Raw genomic sequence first — 21,196 nt, 5'->3', positions numbered from 1 at the left:
CGGGCTCACGCCGAGACGGGCTTGGTGCGGTTGAGGAAGGCGGCGAGCCGCTCCTGGGATTCGGGCGAGCGCAGCTGCGCGTCGAAGGCCTTGGCCTCCGCTTCGAGGGCGGCCTCGACCTGCGCCTGATCACCCCGGATCAGCGCCCGGGTTGCCGCCAGCGCCCCGCGCGGCAGGGCGGCGAGGCGCGCCGCCTGCGCGACCGCCTGCTCCACCAGCATGTCGGCCGGCAGCACCGCGTTGACGAGGCCGAGCGCCTGCGCCTCGTCGGCCTCGAGCGGCCGGGACAGGAGCAGCAGCTCGGTCGCCCGGAGGCGCCCGACCCGCAGGGGCAGCAGGTAGCTCGAGGCCGCCTCCGGCACGAGGCCGAGTTCGACGAAGGGCATGCGCAGCCGCGCCGCCGGGCTCGCATAGACGAGGTCGCAATGCAGGCAGAGCGTCGCGCCGATGCCCACCGCGATCCCGTCGACCGCCGCCACCATCGGGGTTCGGGTGCGGGCGAGCTGGCGGATGAAGGCCAGCGCCGGCGAGGCGCTGAACCCGTCCCCGGCACGATCCCCGGAGGACTGGCCCATGAAGTCGGCGAGGTCGTTGCCGGCGCTGAACATGCCGGGCTGCCCGGCGAAGACCACGGCGCCGATCCGGTCCGAGGCGTCGGCCTCGACCAGAGCTGCACGCATCGCGTCGTACATGGCGCCGGTGAGCGCGTTCTTCTTCTCCGGGCGGTTCAGGGTGATCAGGCGGACGCCGCCCGAGAGGTCGTCGATCGCGACGGGTTCGGCCATAATCCGCTCCTCAAACCGCCAGCGCCAGGGGGGCGTCGTCCGTGAAGGCGCCGCCCGCCACGACGGTTTGCTCCAGGCCGCCGGCCGCGGTGAGCAGGTTCTCGGCGTAGAACCGGGCGAGCGCGATGCGGGCGGCCTGCGCCGGATCGGTCTCGCCGGCCTTCAGGGCGGCGCTGGCGGCGAGTGCGCTGCGGGCGAGGCAGGCGCCCCCGAGCGTCAGGCCGAACAGGCGCAGATACGGCGTCGCGCCCGCCAGCGCCGCCTCGGGGCGGTTGGAGCTCAGCGCGGCGAGCTGGTGGCTCGTGGCCCGGTCGAGGCTGCCGATCCCGTCGCGCAGCCGTGCCGCCATGTGGCCGAAGGCGGGATCGCCGGCCTTGAGCAGGCCCTCGGCCGCCCGGCGCATCCAGGCGATCTGCGACCGGGCCGTGGCGCCGCCGTTCAGCGGCAGCTTGCGGGCGGTGAGGTCGATCGCCTGGATGCCGTTGGTGCCCTCGTAGATGCCGAGGATGCGGGCGTCGCGCATGAGCTGCGCCGCCCCGGTCTCCTCGACGAAGCCCATGCCGCCATGGACCTGCACGCCGAGCGAGGTCACCTCGTTGGCGAGGTCCGTCGCGAAGGCCTTCGCCACCGGCGTCAGAAGCGAGGCGCGGTCCAGGGCGGGCTGCCCCTCCGGGCCCTTCGACGCGTCGAGGGCGGCGGCGGTGAGGTAGCAGATGGCGCGTGCCGCGGCCGTGTACGCCTTCATGGTCAGCAGCATCCGCTGCACGTCCGGATGCGCCACGATCGGGCTCGTCGCCTCGGCGGCCCCGATGGCCTTACCCTGGCGCCGCTCTTGCGCGTAGGCGAGCGCCCGCTGGGTCGCGGCCTCGGCCACGCCGACGCCCTGCAGGCCGACGTTGAGCCGCGCCGCGTTCATCATCGTGAACATGCAGGCGAGGCCCTTGTTCTCCTGGCCGATCAGCCAGCCGGTGGCGCCGCCATCGTCGCCGAAGGCCATGGAGCAGGTCGGCGAGGCGTGGATGCCGAGCTTGTGCTCGATGCCGGAGCAGCGCAGGTCGTTGCGGGTCCCGTCCGGCAGCACCTTCGGCACTAGGAACAGGGAGATGCCCCGCGTGCCGGCGGGCGCGTCGGGCAGCCGGGCCAGGACGAGGTGGACGATGTTGTCGGCGAGATCGTGCTCGCCGTAGGTGATGTAGATCTTGGACCCGGTGATCCGGTAGGTGCCGTTGCCCGCAGGCTCGGCCCGGGTGCGCAGCAGGGCGAGGTCGGAGCCCGCCTGCGGCTCGGTCAGGTTCATCGTGGCGGGCCATTCGCCCGAGACCAGCTTCTCGAGGTAGCGCGCCTTCAGGTCGTCGGAGCCGTGGGCCGCGAGCGCCTCGATGCCGCCCTGGGTCAGGAGCGGGCAGAGGCCGAAGGCGAGGTTGGCGCCGTTCCACATCTCGGTGCAGGCGGCCTCGATCAGCTTCGGCAGGCCCTGGCCGCCATGGTCGGCCTCGGCCGAGAGCCCGTTCCAGCCGCCCTCCGTGAAGGTGCGGTAGGCCTCGCGCCAGCCGGGCGGCGTGGTGACCCGCCCCTCCGCGAAGGGGGTGCCGTGCCGGTCGCCGACCCGGTTGAGCGGCGCGATCACGCCGGCGGCGATCCGCCCGGCCTCGCTCAGGATCGCCTCGGCGTCGTCCGGATCGACGGAATCGAGCCCGGCCACGTGCCGGAGGGTGAAGAGCATCTCGGGGACCGGGGCGCGGTAACTCATACGATCCTCCCGTGTTGCGGCCCGCCCGCTCGTTCGATCCGGGGCGGGTTTGACCGCGCCCGCGCACCGGCGCTAGGGCGGGGCGAGGATAGGCGCGCGGGGCTCGCATCGCCATGACCTCGGAGACGGCTTCCCGCATGAATGATCCCGGGTCAACGGGTCCGACCGCGACCCGCCGGCTTCCCCCCGACGCGGCCGGCATCGCGGAGGCCGCCGCGCTTCTGCGGGCGGGGCGCCTCGTCGCCTTCCCCACCGAGACGGTCTACGGGCTCGGGGCGGACGCCACCGATGCCGCCGCGGTGGCGGGCATTTTCGCCGCCAAGGATCGGCCGCGCTTCAACCCGCTGATCTCGCATCTGGCTGATGCGGACGCGGCCCTGGCGGAGGGGGTCTTCGACGCGCAGGCCCGCCGCCTCGCCACGGCTTTCTGGCCGGGTCCCCTGACCCTGGTCGTCCCGGCCCATCCGGGCACGCGGGTCTGCGACCTCGCCCGCGCCGGCCTGCCGAGCCTCGCCCTGCGGGTGCCGGCGCACCCGCTCGCCCAGGCGCTCCTCGCGGAAGTCGGCCGTCCGGTGGCGGCGCCCTCGGCCAACCGCTCCGGGCGCGTGAGCCCGACCCGGGCCGCCCATGTCCTCGACGATCTCGCCGGCCGGATCGCCGCGGTGCTCGACGGTGGCGACACGATGGTGGGCGTCGAGTCGACGGTGGTGGCTTGCCTCGGCGGCGCGCCGCGGCTGCTGCGGCCGGGCGGCATCACGCGGGCGGCGCTCCGGGACGTGCTCGGCCTCGATCCGGCATCTCCGGAGGCGGCCGACGCCGACCGGCCGGCGGGCCCCGGCATGCTCGCCTCGCATTACGCGCCCCGGGCGCGGGTCCGCCTGGATGCGGTGCGGATCGAGCCCGGCGAGGCGGTGCTGCTGTTCGGCGCCGGGCGCCCGGCCGGTCACGAAACCGCGCGGGCCAGCCTCAACCTGAGCCCGTCGGGCGATCCCGCGGAGGCCGCGGCCCGCCTGTTCGGCGCCCTGCGCGACCTCGATGCCTCAGGGGCCGGCACCATCGCGGTGGTGCCGATTCCGGAAGACGGCCTCGGCGAGGCGATCCGCGACCGCCTCGCCCGGGCCGCCGCGCCCCGCTGACGGCGCAGAAATTTTTGCCGGCAGCGGAACAGATGTCGGCCTGATCCGTTTATTGATCACGAAGGCCTTCTCAGCCCCCAATGGCCTTTTTCCTTTCAGGCTCGGAGCAATCCGAGCCTTTTTTCTTGCCTTCTCAGTCTCGGGCCAGCTTGGCGGCAATGCCGGCCACATGGCGACCCTGGAAGCGGGCCCCCTCCAGTTCCACGGCGCTCGGCTGGCGGGATCCGTCACCATCCGCGATCGTGCTGGCCCCGTAGGGTGTTCCGCCCTTGACCGCCTCGACACCGCCCTGGCCCTGGAAGCTGTAGGGCAGGCCGACCACCACCATGCCGTGGTGGAACAGCACCGTGTGGAAGCTCGTCAGCGTCGTCTCCTGGCCGCCATGCTGCGAGGCCGTCGAGGTGAAGACGGAGCCGACCTTGCCGACCAGCGCGCCCTTCATCCAGAGCCCGCCGGTCTGGTCGATGAACTGCTTCATCTGCGACGCCATGTTGCCGTAGCGGGTCGGCGTGCCGAAGATGATGGCGTCGTACTGCGCCAGTTCGTCCACGGTGGCGATCGGGGCCGCCTGATCGAGCTTGAAATGGCTCTGCCGGGCGACCTCCTCCGGGACCAGCTCCGGCACGCGCTTCACGACGACCTCGGCCCCGGTCTCGCGGGCCCCCTCGGCGACCGCGTAGGCCATCTGCTCGACGTGACCGTAGGTCGAGTAGTACAGCACCAGAACCTTGGCCATGGACGGGTCTCTCCTATGTGTCGGGCGGCCGAATCGTCGGCCAGCGTCGTGCCCCTCCATCGCGCATTTGGCGCCTTGCAAGAATGCCCCACCATGCAAGAGTGATCTTGCGCAGACGCAAGGACCCGGGTGTGGCGCTCGACTGGGACGAGTTTCGGTTCGCAAAGGCCGTGGCCGACCGCGGCGGCCTGACCGCGGCGGCGGCGGATCTCGGCATCAACCACTCGACGGCGTTCCGACGCCTCGCGGCCCTGGAGGCGAAGCTCGATACGCGCCTGTTCGAGCGGCTGCGCACGGGCTACGTGCCGACCACCGCCGGACAGGCGATGATCGCGGCGGCCGCGCGGATCGAGGCGGACGTGGCGCGGTTCACCCGCGTGGTCGCCGGCCAGGGCGAAACCCCGTCCGGCGAATTGCGGGTGACCGCGCCGGCCGGCTTCGCCGCAGAGCTGCTGATGCCGATGCTCGCGAGCTTCACGGAGCGGTACCCCGACATCCGGATCGAGCTGATCCTCGCCGAGGCGACGCTCAACCTGTCGCGCCGGGATGCCGACGTCGCGATCCGGATCAGCCGCGAGCCGAGCGAGACTCTGGTGGGGCGGCGTCTCGCAGTCACGGCGTGGGGGGTCTACGGCCGGGCCGACCGCGCCTATGGCGACCTCGCCCGGGAGGCGTGGATCAGTCCGGGACCGCTGGTGGCAGGGGGCTCGTTCATGCGCTTCGTGGAAGGGCGGGTGCCGCCCGACCACATCCGCCTCCGGCTCAACGCGGTGATCGGCCTGGAGGCGGCCGTGCAGGCCGGCCTGGGGATCGGCCCGCTCCCCTGCTTCACCGCCGACGTCAATCCGGCACTGCAACGCCTGTCCGGGCCGCATCCGGAGTTGGGGGCGGATCTCTGGATCCTGACGCATCCGGACCTGCGCCACGCGGCACGGGTCCGGGTCTTCATGGAACATATTGCCGAGGCGCTGTTGCCCCTGCGACCGCGCTTCGAAGGCCGCTGAACCGGCTCAGCGGATCTCCGCCACCTCGACCTCGTTGCCGTTCACCTCGACCACGTCACCGATCGTCTTGCCGGTGATCGCCCGGGCGAGCGGCGCCACGTAGGAGATCGAACCCTTGTGCGGATCGGCTTCGTCCTCGCCGACGATCCGGAAGGTCTGGCGGGTCTCCTTGCCGGCCTCGTCCTCCCGGATCACCGTGACGGTAGAGCCGAACTGAACCGTGTCGCCGGCCTTGGGCTCGACGAGCTGCGCGGTGTTCTTCCGGGCCGCCCAGTAGCGCAGGTCGCGCCCGATGCGGGAATCCTCCGCCTTGTCGGCAGGATCCAGCGAGGCGACTTCCTTCTCCAGGCGGGCGACTTCGGCCTCGATCTGCGCGAGGCCTTCCGGCGTCACGAAATTCGTGTGCGGCGAGATCGGCCGATCCGGCAGATTCTCGAACGCTTCTCCACCCTCGGGCTCTTTGACGAATGCAACGCTCATGAAAACATCAACACGCGATGCACGGCAAAGGTTCCGGGGCCGCGGCAAAATTCCGGTCCAGCCCGGTGCCGGGACGGGTTAGCCGAAACCCCTGAGGATCAGCGAGGACCGCCCGCCCGATCCACCTCCACCACGATCCGCCCGCGCACCTTCCCGGCCAGGATCTCAGCGCCGAGCCGGCCGACTTCCTCCAGGGGGACACGGCTCGTCATGGCGGCGAGCTTGCCCAGATCGAGATCCCGGGCGAGCCGCGCCCAGGCCTCGCGACGCTTCGGCTGCGGGGTGGTGACGCTGTTGATGCCGAGCAGCGAGACGCCGCGGAGGATGAACGGCGCCACCGAGGTCGGCAGATCCATGCCCTGCGCCAACCCGCAGGCGGCGACGGCGCCGTCCGCCTTGGTCATGGCCAGCACATTGGCGAGCGTCGTGGAGCCGACCGCATCGACCCCCGCGGCCCAGCGCTCCTTGCCGAGCGGCTTGCCGGGCTTCGACAACTCGGCCCGGTCGAGGATCTCGGCAGCGCCGAGGCCCTTCAAGTAGTCGGATTCGCCGTCCCGGCCCGTGGAGGCGATGACGTGCCAGCCCGCCCGCGCGAGGAGGGCCACGGCGACCGAGCCGACGCCCCCGGAGGCGCCGGTGACGATGACCGGGCCGTGCTCCGGCGTCACGCCGTGGGCCTCGAGGGCCATGCAGCACAGCATCGCCGTGTAGCCGGCGGTGCCCACCGCCATGGCCTGCTCGGGCGTGAGCCCCTGGGGTAGCGGCACCAGCCAGTCGCCCTTCACCCGGGCGCGCTGGGCGTAGGCGCCGAGATGCGTCTCGCCGACACCCCAGCCGGTGAGCACCACCGCGTCACCCGGCTTGTATTCGGGATGGTCCGACGTCTCGACGATCCCCGAGAAATCGATGCCGGGGATCATCGGGAAGCGGCGCACCACCGGCGACGTGCCGGTGAGGGCGAGGCCATCCTTGTAGTTCAGGGTCGAGTGCGTCACCCGCACGGTGACGTCGCCGTCCATCAGGTCGGCGTCGTCGAAGTCCTTGAAGGCGAGGCTCTGGCCCGCCTCGTTCTTCTCGACCACCCAGGCCTTGAACGTCCCCATCGTCACCTCCCGTGTTGCGCGGTGAGGTGTCGCCGGGACGTCCGGAATCAAGCCTTCGCGGCCGGATCAGTACCCCTCGTACCGGCTGCCCGTGTAGAAGCCGAGCCCGACGCCGATATCCGAAGAACTGGCCCCCGTGATGCCGACGGCGTCCGGGATCGAGCCGACCAGCGGGCCACCGTAAGAGGCCGGCCGGTAACCGTAGCCGCCGCCGACCGGCACCCAGCCGGCCCGGGCGGGCGCCACGAGAACCCGGCGGCTGACGCTGGCGTATTCCGGCGGGATCGTCTCGGGGATCGATTGCGCCGGACGGACCAGCACGGTCCGCGTGCGCACGGCGAAGCGCGGCGGCGTGGTGACCCAGCAGCCGATCAGCTCACCGCCGGGACCGCGGCTCGTCTGCCAGTAGCGGCCACCCGGCGAGACCATCACGCGCTCGGACACCGTATCGTAGACCGGCGGCGTGGTCCGGTAGACCGTGCGGGGCGGACGGACCAGCACGTTCTCCTGCACGGTGTCGTAGACCGGCGGCGTGACGACGTGGCGGTAGCATTCGGAGCCGTAACAGCCGCCGGCCTGGGCGGGTGCGGCAAGGAGAACGCCGCCGAGGGCGGCGGCCAGGAGAGCGGTGCGAGCGACCGGCGCGGTCATGGAAGTCCTCTGATACGCATTACAACGAGAAGCGGCGCGCAAGCGGCGCTCGTCTCGACGTACCAGAGGCCAGACTCGTTGCCCGGCGCGCAAGCATTATCGGGAACGAAGGTAAAATTAACCCTTGGTTTCGACTGCTTAGTCGTCGCCTACCTAGGTAGCATTGTTCGAATTTTCCACAGTCTCTCTTACGAAGTCAGGCCAGAGCCGCCTCAGGTCTGACCCGCCCGGAGCTGGTAGAAGATGTGCCGGCCGATCACGTCCATCTTGCGCAGGCGGCGCGCCCAGCCCGGACGGACGTAGTCGGCGTGGTAGTGGGTCGCGGCGCCGACCTCGGCGAGGTAGGTCCGGCCCTCGATCACCGAGCGGGCGATGCGGGTCGCCGATTCCCAGGCGCCCGCATCGGTGATGCGCAGGGACTTGCCCTCGCAGGCGAAGGAGAACTGGCAGCCCATGTAGTGGTGCCGGTTCTGGTAGACGACGCCGCAGACGCTCGCCGGGTAGAGGCCGCTCTTCACGCGGTTGAGCACCACCTGGGCGACGGCGGCCTGGCCGGCCTCCGGCTCGCTCCGGGCCTCGAAATAGACCGCCTCGGAGAGGCAGCGCTGCTCCTTGTCGAGGGCGTTCGGGTCGATCAGGTCGGCGTAGCGCCGGCGCGCATCCTCGGGCACCGGCTGGGCGCTGTCCGGGCGCTCCGTGCGGATTGCGAAATCGGGGAGCGCGAGACTCGCCGCGGCGATCTCCACGGGGATCGCGTCCGCGGGCGCCGGAGTCGTGGACGACAGGGCGATGGCGCGGGGCACCGGCGGGGTCGAGCCGTCGAAGCGCTCGGGCCCACCATCCGCGGTGAGGTCGGCCGTGCCTTCGCCCGTGGAGGCGGCCGTGCCGGCGCCGGTGGTCAGGCCGAGATCGGGCACGGGGACGAAACCGGCCTCCGGCTCGGAATCCGGATCCCAGACCGCAGCCCCCTGCGTCAGCACGCCGGTGACGCTGCCGGTGACGTCGCCGAACACCAGGGCGCCGCCGGGCTCCCGGAGGTTGGCGGCCCGGCGGGCGAAGCTCTCGGCCGGCGGCCGGGTGGGGTTGCCCTTGCCGCCCCGCTGCACCACCGGGAAGACGTGCGCACCGGTCTTGAACACTGTCTGGGGCGGCTCGTCACCGAGGCGGCGCAGGGCGGATCCGATCAGCAGGGTGCCGGGCGGCAGGGGCGGAACGGTCTCGGCATCGATCACCCCGAGCCGGCTCGCCCCGATGGCGTTCTCCGTGCCGGCATCGGCCGTGAACGACACCAGCAGGCCGAGCCCGACCATCCAGGGCGTCATCGCCGCCGAGAGCCAGCGCAGGCTCGATTCCCGTCCTCGTCTCGTGCCCACGACGCCAGACCCGCACTCACGCACCCGAACCGGCCCGATCCTCCCCGTTTCCAGGGTGTTTCTGGGGCCGCTCAGGATTTATCGCGCGGCATGGTTGAGCCTCGGTTAAGTCGGCCGCCGTGCCGGCGTCCCGGTTTGGAGAGCAACCACGAAAAAGGGCGGCCCGAAGGCCGCCCTTGTCTCTCTCAATCCTGCCTGTCGCCTTATTCGGCGGCGGGCGGAAGCTCCTCGACCGGCATCGCGCCGCTCTCGGTCTGCTTCTGCTGCAGGATCATCGCGTCGCGGCGGCGGGCGATGGAGCGGATGTCCGCCACCATCGACCCGGTGCCGGCCGGGATCAGCGATCCGACGATCACGTTCTCCTCCAGGCCTTCCAGGGTGTCGACCTGCCCGTTGACCGCCGCCTCGGTGAGGACGCGGGTGGTCTCCTGGAACGAGGCCGCCGAGATGAACGACTTCGTCTGCAGCGACGCCTTGGTGATGCCGAGCAGGACCGGGACGCCCTGGATCGGCTTCTTGCCCTCGGCGAGCAGCTTCTCGTTGAACTCGGTCAGCTCCGTCCGGTCGATCTGGTCGCCCGAGAGGATGTCCGAGTCGCCGCCATCGGTCACCTCGACCTTCTGCAGCATCTGACGGACGATCACCTCGATGTGCTTGTCGTTGATCGACACGCCCTGCAGCCGGTAGACCTCCTGGATCTCGTTGACGAGGTAGGCGGCGAGTTCCTCGACGCCCTTGATCGCCAGGATGTCGTGCGGAGCCGGGTTTCCGTCGACGATGTAGTCGCCGAGCTCCACCACGTCCCCGTCCTGCAGGTGGATGTGCTTGCCCTTCGGGATCAGGTACTCGACCGCCTCCGAGCCGTCATGCGGCGTCAGCGTGAGCCGACGCTTGTTCTTGTAGTCGCGGCCGAACGCGATGGTGCCCGACTTCTCGGCGATGATCGCCGCGTCCTTCGGGCGCCGTGCCTCGAACAGCTCCGCCACCCGCGGCAGACCGCCGGTGATGTCGCGGGTCTTGGCCGAGTCGGTCGAGACGCGGGCCAGGATGTCGCCGGCCTTGACCGTCGCGCCCGGATCGAAGCCGATGATGGCGTCGACCGGCAGGAAGTAGCGGGCGTCCGAGCCGCGCGGCAGCTTGAGCGCCTTGCCCTCCCGATCGACCACGACCATCGCGGGCTTCAGGTCCGAGGTCCGGGCCGAGCCGCGCCAGTCGACGACGACGCGCTTGGCGATGCCGGTCGACTCGTCGGTGGTCTCGGTCATGGACTGGCCGTCGACCAGATCCTCGTAGGCCACGAGGCCGTCGACTTCGGTGAGGATCGGACGGGTGTAGGGATCCCACTCGGCGATCCGCTGCCCGCGCTTGATCTTGTCACCCTCGTCGACCCGGAGCTTGGCGCCGTATTGCAGGCGGTGGACCGCCCGCTCGACGCCGTCCGACCCCACGATCACGACCGCCACGTTGCGGCCGGTGGCGATCAGGTCCCCGTCCGTGTTCTTGGCGACGGCGCGGTTGCGGATCTTGATCGTGCCTTCGAAGCTCGACTCGATGAAGGACGAGTCGGCGATCTGGGCCGCACCACCGATGTGGAAGGTGCGCATCGTGAGCTGCGTGCCCGGCTCGCCGATCGACTGCGCCGCGATGACGCCGACGGCCTCGCCCATGTTGACGGGCGTGCCGCGGGCGAGGTCGCGCCCGTAGCAGGTGGCGCAGACGCCGCTCTTGGTGGCGCAGACCAGCACCGAGCGGATCTTCACCTCCTGGATGCCGGCGGCGTTGATCGCCGGCAGGTGCCGCTCCTCGATGGTCTCGCCGGTCTTGACGATCACCGTGCCGTCCGCGGCCACGAGATCCTCGGCCGTGGCGCGGCCCAGGATGCGGGTGGCGAGCGTCGCCACGACCTGACCGGCATCCACGATGGCGCGCATCTTGATGCCGTTGGTCGTGCCGCAATCCACCTCGCGGATGACGGCATCCTGCGCCACGTCGACGAGGCGGCGGGTCAGGTAGCCGGAGTTGGCGGTCTTCAGGGCGGTGTCGGCCAGGCCCTTACGGGCACCGTGCGTGGAGTTGAAATACTCCAGAACGTCCAGGCCTTCCTTGAAGTTCGAGATGATCGGGGTCTCGATGATCTCGCCCGACGGCTTGGCCATGAGGCCGCGCATCGCCGCGAGCTGCTTCATCTGGGCGGGCGAACCACGGGCGCCGGAGTGGCTCATCATGTAGATCGAGTTGATCTGCTTGTCGGCGCCGTGCTCGTCCTTCTGGACCGCGGAGATGCGGCCCATCATCTCGGCGGCCAGCTTGTCCGAGCACTTGGCCCAGGCATCCACCACCTTGTTGTACTTCTCGCCCTGCGTGATCAGGCCGTCGTTGTACTGCTGCTCGTAGTCCTTCACGAGCGCGCGGGTCGTGTCGACGATCGACCACTTGTTCTCCGGCACGACCATGTCGTCCTTGCCGAAGGAGATGCCGGCCTTGAACGCGTGGTTGAAGCCGAGCGCCATGATCCGGTCACAGAAGATCACCGACTCCTTCTGACCGCAGTGGCGGTAGACGGTGTCGATCATCGCCGAGATCTCCTTCTTGGTCATCAACTTGTTGACGACCTCGAAGGGCACCTTGGCGTGCTTCGGCAGGGCACCGGACAGGATCACCCGGCCAGGCGTGGTCTCGTAGGTCTTGGTCAGGGGCTGATTGTCCGGGCCGATGCCGGTCCAGCGCCACTTGATCTTGGTGTGCAGCGACACGGCCTTGGCGGCCAGGGCGTGCTCCAGCTCGCCCATGTCGCCGTAGACGCCCTGCATCGGGTTCTTGGCGTTGTCCGCCTTGAACTCGCCCGGCATGCCCTCGGCCACGATCGACAGGTAGTAGAGGCCGAGCCCGATGTCCTGCGACGGCACGATGATCGGCTGACCGTGGGCCGGGTGCAGGATGTTGTTTGTCGACATCATGAGGACGCGCGCTTCCAGCTGCGCCTCGAGCGACAGCGGGACGTGCACGGCCATCTGGTCGCCGTCGAAATCGGCGTTGAACGCGGCGCAGACCAGCGGGTGCAGCTGGATCGCCTTGCCCTCGATCAGCTTCGGCTCGAAGGCCTGGATGCCGAGGCGGTGCAGCGTCGGCGCGCGGTTCAGCATCACCGGGTGCTCGCGGATCACCTCATCGAGGATGTCCCAGACCTCCGGCTTCTCCTTTTCGACCAGCTTCTTGGCCTGCTTGACGGTGGCCGAGAAGCCCTTGGCGTCGAGGCGCGCGTAGATGAACGGCTTGAACAGCTCCAAAGCCATCTTCTTGGGCAGGCCGCACTGGTGCAGCTTCAGCTCCGGGCCGACCACGATGACCGAGCGGCCCGAATAATCGACGCGCTTGCCGAGCAGGTTCTGGCGGAACCGGCCCTGCTTGCCCTTCAGCATGTCGGCGAGCGACTTCAGCGGACGCTTGTTGGCGCCCGTGATGACGCGGCCGCGGCGGCCGTTGTCGAACAGGGCGTCGACCGCCTCCTGCAGCATCCGCTTCTCGTTGCGGATGATGATGTCGGGCGCGCGCAGCTCGATCAGCCGCTTCAGGCGGTTGTTGCGGTTGATGACGCGGCGGTACAGGTCGTTGAGGTCGGAGGTCGCGAAGCGGCCGCCGTCCAGCGGGACCAGCGGGCGCAGGTCCGGCGGGATCACCGGGACGACCGTGAGGATCATCCATTCCGGCTTGTTGCCGGACATCTGGAAGGCCTCGATGATCTTGAGCCGCTTCAGGAGCTTCTTGGGCTTCAGCTCCGACGTCGTGACCGCGATCTCCTCGCGCAGATCGTTGGCGATCTTGTCGAGGTCGAGTTCCTGCAGGATGCGCCGGATGGCCTCGGCGCCGATCATGGCGGTGAAGCTGTCCTCGCCGTACTCCTCCTGGGCGCGCAGGTACTCCTCCTCCGACAGGAGCTGACGCTCCTTCAGGGGGGTGAGGCCCGGCTCGATGACGCAGTACGACTCGAAGTACAGGATCCGCTCGAGGTCCTTGAGGGCCATGTCGAGCAGCAGGCCGATGCGCGAGGGCAGCGACTTCAGGAACCAGATATGCGCGACGGGGGCGGCCAGCTCGATATGGCCCATGCGGTCGCGCCGGACGCGCGCGAGGGTGACCTCGACGCCGCACTTCTCACAGATGACGCCCTTGTACTTCATGCGCTTGTACTTGCCGCACAAGCACTCGTAGTCCTTGATCGGCCCGAAGATGCGCGCGCAGAACAGGCCGTCGCGCTCGGGCTTGAAGGTCCGGTAGTTGATGGTCTCGGGCTTCTTGATCTCGCCGTACGACCAAGAGAGGATCTTCTCCGGGGACGAGATCGAGATCTTGATCTGATCGAAGCTGACCGGCGTGGCCTGCTGGTTGAAAAGGTTCATGACCTCTTGGTTCATGATCCGCTCCTTGTTGACGCCGGCAGCCCCGCGCCGGGCCACCGCGTCCTGAAAAAGATCCGGCGCCGCACCCCGCACGGGCGCTGCTCACCGTCGTCGAACTCGGAAGGCCCCTCCCCTCCCCGCTCGACCGTGGCGGCGGGATCCGCCGCCACGGGAGGTGTTTGTGACTGGCTCTACTCGGCCGCGTCGGCCGGCGGCTCCAGCTGATCGTTCGCGGCCTTCTTCGAAGACGTCAGCTCGACGTTGAGGCCGAGCGAGCGCATCTCCTTGACGAGCACGTTGAAGCTCTCGGGGATGCCGGCCTCGAAGGTGTCGTCGCCGCGGACGATCGCCTCGTAGACCTTGGTGCGGCCGGCCACGTCGTCCGACTTCACCGTGAGCATCTCCTGCAGCGTGTAGGCCGCGCCGTAGGCCTCCAGCGCCCAGACCTCCATCTCACCGAAGCGCTGGCCGCCGAACTGCGCCTTGCCGCCCAGCGGCTGCTGGGTGACGAGCGAGTACGGGCCGATCGAGCGCGCGTGGATCTTGTCGTCCACGAGGTGGTGGAGCTTCAGCATGTAGATGTAGCCCATCGTGACCTTGCGGTCGAAGGGCTCGCCGGTCCGCCCGTCGTAGAGCGTCGACTGCGCCGAGCGGTCCAGCCCGGCCATCTCCAGCATCTGCTCGATGTCGGCTTCCTTGGCGCCGTTGAACACCGGCGTGGCCATCGGCACGCCACGGCGGACGTTGTTGCCGGCCTCGGCCAGCTCCTCGTCCGTCAGCCCGTCGAGCTCGCCCGGGGAGTAGATCGCCTTCATCTCCTCCCGCAGCGGCGCGATGTCCTGCGACTTCAGATAGGCATCCACCGCCTTCGACACCTTGCGACCCAGGCCCGCAGCCGCCCAGCCCAGATGCGTCTCCAGGATCTGGCCGACGTTCATGCGCGAGGGCACGCCCAGCGGGTTGAGCACGATGTCGGCATGCGTCCCGTCCTCCAGGAACGGCATGTCCTCGATCGGCACGATCCGCGACACGACACCCTTGTTGCCGTGACGGCCGGCCATCTTGTCGCCCGGCTGGATCTTGCGCTTCACCGCCACGAAGACCTTGACCATCTTCATGACGCCGGGGGGCAGCTCGTCGCCGCGCTGCAGCTTCTCGACCTTGTCGAGGAAGCGCTGCTCGAGGCGCTTCTTCGACTCGTCGTATTGCTTCTGCATCGCCTCCATCTCGGTCATGAGACGGTCGTCGATGACGGCGAACTGCCACCACTGCGAACGCGGGTAGTCGTTGATCAGCTCGCGGGTGAGCGTCGTGTCCTTCCGGAAGCCCTTCGGGCCGGCCACCGGCGCCTGGCCGATCAGCACGTCCGCGAGGCGCGCGTAGGTGTTGCGGTCGAGGATCGCCTGCTCGTCGTCGCGGTCCTTGGCGAGCCGCTCGATCTCCTCGCGCTCGATCGCCTGGGCGCGCTCGTCCTTGTCGACGCCGTGGCGGTTGAACACCCGCACCTCGACGATCGTGCCGGTGACGCCCGGCGGCACCCGCAGGGAGGTGTCGCGCACGTCCGAGGCCTTCTCGCCGAAGATGGCGCGGAGGAGCTTCTCCTCCGGCGTCATCGGGCTCTCGCCCTTCGGGGTGATCTTGCCGACGAGGATGTCGCCCGCATTCACCTCGGCACCGATATAGACGATGCCGGCCTCGTCGAGGTTCTTGAGCGCCTCCTCGGAGACGTTCGGGATGTCGCGGGTGATCTCTTCCGGCCCGAGCTTGGTGTCGCGGGCCATCACCTCGAACTCCTCGATGTGGATCGAGGTGAACACGTCATCCTTCACGATCCGCTCGGAGAGCAAGATCGAGTCTTCGAAGTTGTAGCCGTTCCACGGCATGAACGCGACGAGCACGTTCCGGCCGAGCGCCAGCTCGCCGAACTCGGTCGAGGGACCGTCGGCGATGATCTCGCCCTTCTTCACGAACTCGCCGACGCGGACCAGCGGCTTCTGCGTGATGCAGGTCGACTGGTTGGAGCGCTGGAACTTCTGCAAGCGGTAGATGTCGACGCCGGGCTTGTTGGCGTCGGCCTCCTCGGTGGCGCGGATGACGATACGGGTGGCGTCCACCTGATCGATGATGCCGGCCCGGCGGGCCGCGATGGCGGCGCCGGAATCCCGGGCGACCACCGCCTCCATGCCGGTGCCCACGAACGGGGCGTCGGCGCGGACGAGCGGCACCGCCTGGCGCTGCATGTTCGAGCCCATGAGGGCGCGATTGGCGTCGTCGTTCTCAAGGAACGGGATCAGCGCCGCGGCGACCGAGACGAGCTGCTTCGGCGACACGTCCATGAGATCGACGCGCTCGGGCCCCACGACGATCACCTCGCCGGCCCGACGGCAGACCACGAGGTCCTCCGTGAGCTTGCGGGCCTCGTCCATCTGGGCGTTGGCCTGAGCGACGTAGTACTTCGCCTCCTCCATGGCCGAGAGGTAGGCGACCTCGTCGGTGACCACGCCGTCGCGGACGCGGCGGAACGGGGTCTCGATGAAGCCGTACTTGTTCACCCGCGCGAAGGTGGCGAGCGAGTTGATCAGGCCGATGTTCGGGCCTTCCGGCGTCTCGATCGGGCAGATGCGGCCGTAATGGGTCGGGTGCACGTCGCGCACCTCGAAAGCGGCGCGCTCGCGGGTCAGACCGCCCGGGCCGAGCGCCGACAGGCGGCGCTTGTGCGTCACCTCGGAGAGCGGGTTGGTCTGGTCCATGAACTGCGAGAGCTGCGACGAGCCGAAGAACTCGCGCACGGCCGCGGCGGCGGGCTTCGCGTTGATGAGATCTTGCGGCATGACCGTGTCGATATCGACCTGGCTCATGCGCTCGCGGATCGCGCGCTCCATGCGCAGGAGGCCCAGGCGGTACTGGTTCTCCATGAGCTCGCCCACCGAGCGGACGCGGCGGTTGCCGAGGTGGTCGATGTCGTCGACCTCGCCCTTGCCGTCGCGCAGCTCCACGAGCGCCTTCACAACCGCGAGCATGTCCTCCTTGCGGAGGGTGCGCACGGTGTCGGCGGCGTCGAGGTCGAGGCGCATGTTCATCTTCACGCGGCCGACGGCCGAGAGGTCGTACCGCTCGGAGTCGAAGAACAGCGAGTGGAACATCGCCTCGGCGGTCTCGAGGGTCGGCGGCTCGCCCGGGCGCATGACCCGGTAGATGTCGAACAGCGCGCCCTCGCGGTTGGAGTTCTTGTCCACCGCCAGCGTGTTGCGAATGTAGGGGCCGACATTGACGTGGTCGATGTCGAGCACCGGGAGCTCGGTGATGCCGACATCATCCAGGCTCTTCAGGAGCTTGTCGGTGATCTCCTCGCCGGCCTCGGCCCAGATCTCGCCGGTCTGCGCGTTGACGAGATCCTCGGCCACGTACTGGCCGACGAGATCCTCGTCGGTGGCCTTGAGGAATTTGGTGCCCTTGTCGGTGATCTGACGGGCGTTGCGGGCGTTGAGCTTCTTGCCGGCCTCGAGCACGACCTCGCCGGAATCGGCGTCGATCAGGTCGACGGTGGCCTTCATGCCCTTCATGCGCTCGGCGTCGAAGGGCACGCGCCAGTCGGCGCCGTCGCGGTCATAGACGACCTTGTTGTAGAAGGTCGACAGGATCTCCTCGCCGTCGAGGCCGAGGGCATAGAGCAGCGACGTCGCCGGCAGCTTGCGCTTCCGGTCGATGCGGACGTGGACGATGTCCTTGGCGTCGAACTCGACGTCGAGCCAGGAGCCCCGGTACGGGATGATGCGGGCGGCGAACAGGAGCTTGCCCGAGGAATGGGTCTTGCCCTTGTCGTGGTCGAAGAACACGCCCGGCGAGCGGTGCATCTGCGAGACGATCACGCGCTCGGTGCCGTTGACGATGAAGGTGCCGTTCTCCGTCATCAGGGGCATGTCGCCCATGTAGACGTCCTGCTCCTTGATGTCCTTGACCGACTTCGCCTGCGTGTCGGGATCGACATCGAACACGATGAGGCGCAGCGTGACCTTCAGCGGGGCCGCGAAGGTGATGCCGCGCTGGCGGCACTCGTCGACATCGTACTTGGGCGCCTCGAAGGTGTAGCGCACGAACTCGAGCAGGGCCGTGGAAGCGAAGTCGGAAATCGGGAACACCGACTTGAACACGCTCTGCAGCCCCTCGTCGGCGCGCCCACCCTCGGGCTCGTCGACCATCAGGAACTGGTCGTAGGACGCCTTCTGAACCTCGATGAGGTTCGGCATCTCGGCAACTTCCTTGATCTTGCCGAAGAACTTCCGAATGCGCTTGCGACCGACCAGCGTGTTGGCCATGTGACCTCGCTCCTACCCGCGTACCTCTCGCCCGGGGAAGCGCTCCCGAAAGGGACCTCCCGCACCGGGCCGCGACGCGCGCCCCGCCGGGCAGCGCCACCGAACCGAAACTTCTCGCCGGTCCCTTCCGGGACCATCCGCCGAAGCGGCCTAAAGCCCGCGGGTGTTGCACCCGCGGGCTCCGGTCACGACAGGCCCGAAGCGGACCTCCGTGGGGTGATGGGCCGGGACCGGCCCATCGTCGACTTACTTGAGCTCGATCTTGGCGCCGGCCTTCTCGAGCTGGGCCTTGAGCTTCTCGGCCTCGTCCTTGGCAACGCCTTCCTTGACCGGCTTCGGCGCGCCCTCGACGAGGTCCTTGGCTTCCTTGAGGCCGAGGCCGGTGATCGCGCGGACCTCCTTGATGACCTCGATCTTCTTGTCGCCGGCCGAGGCCAGGACGACCGTGAACTCGGTCTGCTCCTCGACGGCGGCGGCGGCGCCACCGGCAGCCGGGCCGGCGGCAACGGCGACGGCAGCGGCGGCCGAGACGCCCCACTTCTCTTCGAGCATCTTGGCCAGGTCAGCGGCCTCGAGCACGGTCAGCGAGGACAGGTCGTCGACGAGCTTGGCGAGATCAGCCATTTTGAATTCCTCTCAATATCGGTTCGAACGGATGGTTTTTGAAGGGCCTCAGGCGGCCTCGTCCTTCTTGGCATAGGCCCCGAACACGCGGGCGAGCTTGGCCGCCGGCGCGTTGACGACCTGAGCGATCTTCGTCGCGGGAGCCTGCACGAGGCCCACGATCTTGGCGCGCAGTTCGTCGAGGGACGGGAGCGAGGCGAGGGCCTTCACGCCGTCCGGGTTCAGGGCGGTCTTCCCCATCGCGCCGCCGAGGATCACGAGCTTGTCGTTGGCCTTGGCGAAATCGACCGCGACCTTCGCGGCTGCGACCGGGTCGCCGGAATAGGCGAGCAGGGTCGGGCCCTTCAGGAGCGGCTTGATGGAGGCGACGTCCGTGCCATCGAGTGCGATGCCGGCGAGGCTGTTCTTGGCGACCTTCACGGTGGCGCCAGCCTGCTTCATCTGCGAACGCAGCTTCTGCATGTCGGCGACCGTGAGGCCCTTGTAGTGGGCCACGACGACAACGGCGCTCTCACTGAACACGCCGTTGAGCGTCGAGACGAGATCAGCTTTAGCTGTCCGGTCCACTGGGCTCTCTCCGGTTGGCGGAACCCGATCTCGGGTCCGCCGGTTGCACATGCCGCCCGGACGTCATCTCGGCCAAGAGACCGGGAACGTCCGAACGACGCTTCGCGGCCCTGTCCCCGCGCGTGCCCCTGAAGGCCGCCTCGGGCGAGTTGGTTCAAACCGACACCCCTCCGCGGCCGAGGCCTGGGCGAGGCTTTTCGAATTCGGTCTTCCCCGTCTGTGCAGGCTTGGGGGATTAAGCCGGCGAGCCGGCACCTGCAGTCTCGGACAGGACATGGCCGGACAAGGCTCCGCGGGGCTCGTCGCCCCTGGGATCCGTCCGGCCTTTGCCACCCGGTTGCCCGGGCGACATTTCGAGCGGAAACCGGCCGATCGGCCGTCTCCTTCCGTGAGGATGAAATGCGTGAGGCGCGGTGTATAGAGCCTAGCAAGCCGCCTGCCAAGGGCTGAAGCGCGACTTTTCCGCCGCAGGCAAGGACTTGCTGCGGAATCTCCGGGCCTGACCGGCAACCCGCCTCACGCGGCCTCGCGTTCCGGCGCCAGCCTGCGCCGGGCCGATTCCCACCAGCTCCGGTCGCGGGCCGCCTTCGCCTCCGCGGCCTTGGCGGCGTAGAAGGAGGCGTTGTGCTCGCCGCGCAGGGCCTCGCGGGTGAAGCGGATCAGGTGGTGGGCCACGAAGCCCATGTTGAACACCGCCTCGATCTGCCCGCGCTTCAGCGCGTAGCCGGCCGCACTCCAGAACGGCTTGCGGTAATCGGAAAAGATCCCGACCCGGGTGATGATGTTGAACCCCAGGATCAGGCCCCGGCGGAGATTGGTGAAGGTCAGCTTGCCGGCGGTCGGCGTGGTGATGCGGTTCGGGTAGGTCACCGCGCATTGGTGCTTGAAGCGCTCGAAGATCTTCTCCGGCGTATAGGCGTGCGCGATGGCCCGGCGCCAGCTGCCCACCACGGTGTCGTGCGGGCGCTTGAACAGCACGTTCGATTCCAATGCCGCATCATGGACGAGCCGGCCCTCGCGTTCCAGCCGGTCCCAGAGTGGGGTCTTGGGCAGGGCCTGAAGCAGGTTGATGGTCAGCACGGGAATGGCCGAGCGGTCGATGAAGTCGATCAGGTTCTGCTCGGATTTGTCGGTGTCGGAATCGAGGCCCAGGATAATGCCCGAGGTCACCTCCAGCCCGTAGGAATTGAGGGTCTCGATCGCCTCGTACATCGGGACGGCGGCGTTGTGGGTCTTGTCGATGCCCTTGAGGGCCTCGGCCTCCGGGGTCTCGATGCCGACGAACACCGTCATGAAGTTCGCCTGCCGCATCAGCTCGAGGATCTCGGGCTGCTTGGCCATGTTCAGCGTCGCCTCGCAGGCGAACTGGAGCGGGTAGTTGTTCTTCTTCTGCCACGCCACGAGGTGCGGCAGCATCTCGCGGGTCGCCTTGCGGTTGGCGATGAAATTGTCGTCGACGAAGTACACGACGGCCGGATGGCCGGGCTGGCTGATGATGGCGTCGAGCTCGGCGCACATCTGCTCGGGGCTCTTGAGCCGCGGCTGGCGGCCATAGAGCTGCGGGATGTCGCAGAACTCGCAGCGATAGGGGCAGCCCGAGGAGAATTGCAGCGAGCCGATCAGATAGCGCTTGAGCGGTGCGTGGTCGTAGGCCGGGGCCGGGAAGTCGGCGAGCGCGAGCCGGTCCTTCGTCTCCAGCACCACCTGGGCGGGCGGCGGCGCGACATCGGCGTCGAGGCGCGCGACGAGCTGGTCGGTGGCGTCGCCGATCTCGCCGACATGGAGATAGTCGAAGTCGCCGTATTTCTCCGGCGCGCCGGAGACCGAGGGACCGCCCAGGACCGTGACCTTGCCGGCGGCCCGGGCACGGTCGCGGATGTCGTGGATCTGCGGTTCCTGGATGTGCATGCCAGAAACGAACACCGCGTCGGCCCAGGCGAACTCGGCCGGGCTCGCGCGGCGGATATTCTCATCGATGAATCTGCATTCCCACGCCTCCGGCATGTAGGCCGCGATCAGCAGCAGCCCCTGCGGCGGCATGAACGCCTTCACCCCGCCCATCAGCGGGTAGGCGTGGGAGAACGTCCCGAAGGACGGCGTGTAGGCGGGAAAGACGCACAGGATGCGTCGCTTGGAGGTGACCGTCAGGGTGCATCGCATGTCGGCCTATCTAGCACAGCCGCGCCCGTTGGCGCCCCCTCTGCCGTTAAGAATGGCGTGAAGGAGAACGGCGCCGCTGTCGCGGCCTGTCGCGTGCCGGGTTCCGGATAGGAT

At 68.9% G+C, this 21,196-nt stretch carries 14 protein-coding genes; 2 read left to right on the top strand and 12 right to left on the bottom strand.

Annotated features, from left to right (window positions below):
• Window positions 1-5: 5 nt before the first annotated feature.
• Together I53_RS06960 and I53_RS06955 are read right to left on the bottom strand one after the other, a co-directional pair.
• Entirely contained in the window at window positions 6-785 is a 780-nt protein-coding gene (locus I53_RS06960) for an enoyl-CoA hydratase-related protein (protein WP_043348311.1), read from the bottom strand.
• A 10-nt stretch (window positions 786-795) separates the two neighbouring features.
• Window positions 796-2,535 (bottom strand): acyl-CoA dehydrogenase, encoded by a 1,740-nt coding sequence (locus tag I53_RS06955; RefSeq protein ID WP_043348308.1) that lies wholly within the window; start codon window positions 2,533-2,535, stop codon window positions 796-798.
• A 137-nt stretch (window positions 2,536-2,672) separates the two neighbouring features.
• Between I53_RS06955 and I53_RS06950 the strand changes: the two genes are divergently transcribed.
• Complete coding sequence (locus I53_RS06950; protein WP_043348331.1) at window positions 2,673-3,671, top strand: L-threonylcarbamoyladenylate synthase; 999 nt, start codon at window positions 2,673-2,675, stop codon at window positions 3,669-3,671.
• 133 nt (window positions 3,672-3,804) lie between these two features.
• Here the strand turns inward: I53_RS06950 and wrbA are convergent, their stop codons facing one another.
• Window positions 3,805-4,407: an NAD(P)H:quinone oxidoreductase gene (wrbA, locus tag I53_RS06945; protein ID WP_043348306.1), complete on the bottom strand. Its 603-nt coding sequence runs from the start codon at window positions 4,405-4,407 to the stop codon at window positions 3,805-3,807.
• Window positions 4,408-4,538: 131 nt separating this feature from the next.
• On the opposite strand from wrbA, the gene I53_RS06940 reads away from it, so the two are divergent.
• Entirely contained in the window at window positions 4,539-5,411 is an 873-nt protein-coding gene (locus I53_RS06940; RefSeq protein WP_043348304.1) for a LysR family transcriptional regulator, read from the top strand.
• A 6-nt stretch (window positions 5,412-5,417) separates the two neighbouring features.
• On the opposite strand, the gene greA is transcribed toward I53_RS06940, so the two are convergent.
• From greA to I53_RS06895, 9 genes are all read right to left on the bottom strand, one after another.
• The gene (greA, locus tag I53_RS06935; protein ID WP_043348301.1) at window positions 5,418-5,891 is read right to left on the bottom strand and encodes a transcription elongation factor GreA; all 474 of its coding nucleotides are present in this window, start codon (window positions 5,889-5,891) and stop codon (window positions 5,418-5,420) included.
• A gap of 98 nt (window positions 5,892-5,989) precedes the next feature.
• A complete protein-coding gene (locus I53_RS06930) occupies window positions 5,990-6,994 on the bottom strand; it encodes an MDR family oxidoreductase (protein WP_043348299.1) in 1,005 nt (334 codons plus the stop codon).
• Between the two features lie 66 nt (window positions 6,995-7,060).
• Window positions 7,061-7,645, bottom strand: a complete 585-nt coding sequence (locus I53_RS06925; RefSeq protein ID WP_043348296.1) for a hypothetical protein — start codon at window positions 7,643-7,645, stop codon at window positions 7,061-7,063.
• Window positions 7,646-7,857: 212 nt separating this feature from the next.
• A complete protein-coding gene (locus I53_RS06920) occupies window positions 7,858-8,955 on the bottom strand; it encodes a cell wall hydrolase (RefSeq protein WP_043348328.1) in 1,098 nt (365 codons plus the stop codon).
• Between the two features lie 266 nt (window positions 8,956-9,221).
• Window positions 9,222-13,430: a DNA-directed RNA polymerase subunit beta' gene (rpoC, locus tag I53_RS06915; protein WP_043348326.1), complete on the bottom strand. Its 4,209-nt coding sequence runs from the start codon at window positions 13,428-13,430 to the stop codon at window positions 9,222-9,224.
• A gap of 176 nt (window positions 13,431-13,606) precedes the next feature.
• Window positions 13,607-17,731: a DNA-directed RNA polymerase subunit beta gene (gene rpoB / locus I53_RS06910; protein WP_043348294.1), complete on the bottom strand. Its 4,125-nt coding sequence runs from the start codon at window positions 17,729-17,731 to the stop codon at window positions 13,607-13,609.
• Between the two features lie 246 nt (window positions 17,732-17,977).
• The gene (gene rplL, locus I53_RS06905) at window positions 17,978-18,355 is read right to left on the bottom strand and encodes a 50S ribosomal protein L7/L12 (RefSeq protein WP_012320773.1); all 378 of its coding nucleotides are present in this window, start codon (window positions 18,353-18,355) and stop codon (window positions 17,978-17,980) included.
• Window positions 18,356-18,403: 48 nt separating this feature from the next.
• On the bottom strand, window positions 18,404-18,922 hold the full coding sequence (gene rplJ / locus I53_RS06900) for a 50S ribosomal protein L10 (RefSeq protein ID WP_043348291.1): 519 nt from the start codon (window positions 18,920-18,922) through the stop codon (window positions 18,404-18,406).
• A gap of 516 nt (window positions 18,923-19,438) precedes the next feature.
• Window positions 19,439-21,082 carry a B12-binding domain-containing radical SAM protein gene (locus I53_RS06895; protein ID WP_043348289.1) on the bottom strand — a complete coding sequence of 548 codons (1,644 nt, stop codon included), beginning with the start codon at window positions 21,080-21,082 and terminating at the stop codon, window positions 19,439-19,441.
• Between the last annotated feature and the right edge of the window lie 114 nt (window positions 21,083-21,196).

This window comes from Methylobacterium sp. B1 (genome assembly GCF_000333255.1).
GTDB lineage: Bacteria > Pseudomonadota > Alphaproteobacteria > Rhizobiales > Beijerinckiaceae > Methylobacterium > Methylobacterium fujisawaense.
The sequence above is the reverse complement of the archived record's forward strand: the minus strand, read 5'-3'. Positions and strand labels throughout refer to the sequence as shown.

Bases quoted from the DNA above. Each gene is read 5' to 3' on its own strand.
- rpoC (WP_043348326.1), bottom strand. From the start codon at position 13,430: ATGAACCAAGAGGTCATGAACCTTTTCAACCAGCAGGCCACGCCGGTC.
- rplL (WP_012320773.1), bottom strand. From the start codon at position 18,355: ATGGCTGATCTCGCCAAGCTCGTCGACGACCTGTCCTCGCTGACCGTG.
- I53_RS06955 (WP_043348308.1), bottom strand. From the start codon at position 2,535: ATGAGTTACCGCGCCCCGGTCCCCGAGATGCTCTTCACCCTCCGGCAC.
- wrbA (WP_043348306.1), bottom strand. From the start codon at position 4,407: ATGGCCAAGGTTCTGGTGCTGTACTACTCGACCTACGGTCACGTCGAG.
- I53_RS06920 (WP_043348328.1), bottom strand. From the start codon at position 8,955: ATGGTCGGGCTCGGCCTGCTGGTGTCGTTCACGGCCGATGCCGGCACG.
- I53_RS06960 (WP_043348311.1), bottom strand. From the start codon at position 785: ATGGCCGAACCCGTCGCGATCGACGACCTCTCGGGCGGCGTCCGCCTG.
- rpoB (WP_043348294.1), bottom strand. From the start codon at position 17,731: ATGGCCAACACGCTGGTCGGTCGCAAGCGCATTCGGAAGTTCTTCGGC.
- greA (WP_043348301.1), bottom strand. From the start codon at position 5,891: ATGAGCGTTGCATTCGTCAAAGAGCCCGAGGGTGGAGAAGCGTTCGAG.
- I53_RS06895 (WP_043348289.1), bottom strand. From the start codon at position 21,082: ATGCGATGCACCCTGACGGTCACCTCCAAGCGACGCATCCTGTGCGTC.
- I53_RS06930 (WP_043348299.1), bottom strand. From the start codon at position 6,994: ATGGGGACGTTCAAGGCCTGGGTGGTCGAGAAGAACGAGGCGGGCCAG.
- I53_RS06950 (WP_043348331.1), top strand. From the start codon at position 2,673: ATGAATGATCCCGGGTCAACGGGTCCGACCGCGACCCGCCGGCTTCCC.
- I53_RS06925 (WP_043348296.1), bottom strand. From the start codon at position 7,645: ATGACCGCGCCGGTCGCTCGCACCGCTCTCCTGGCCGCCGCCCTCGGC.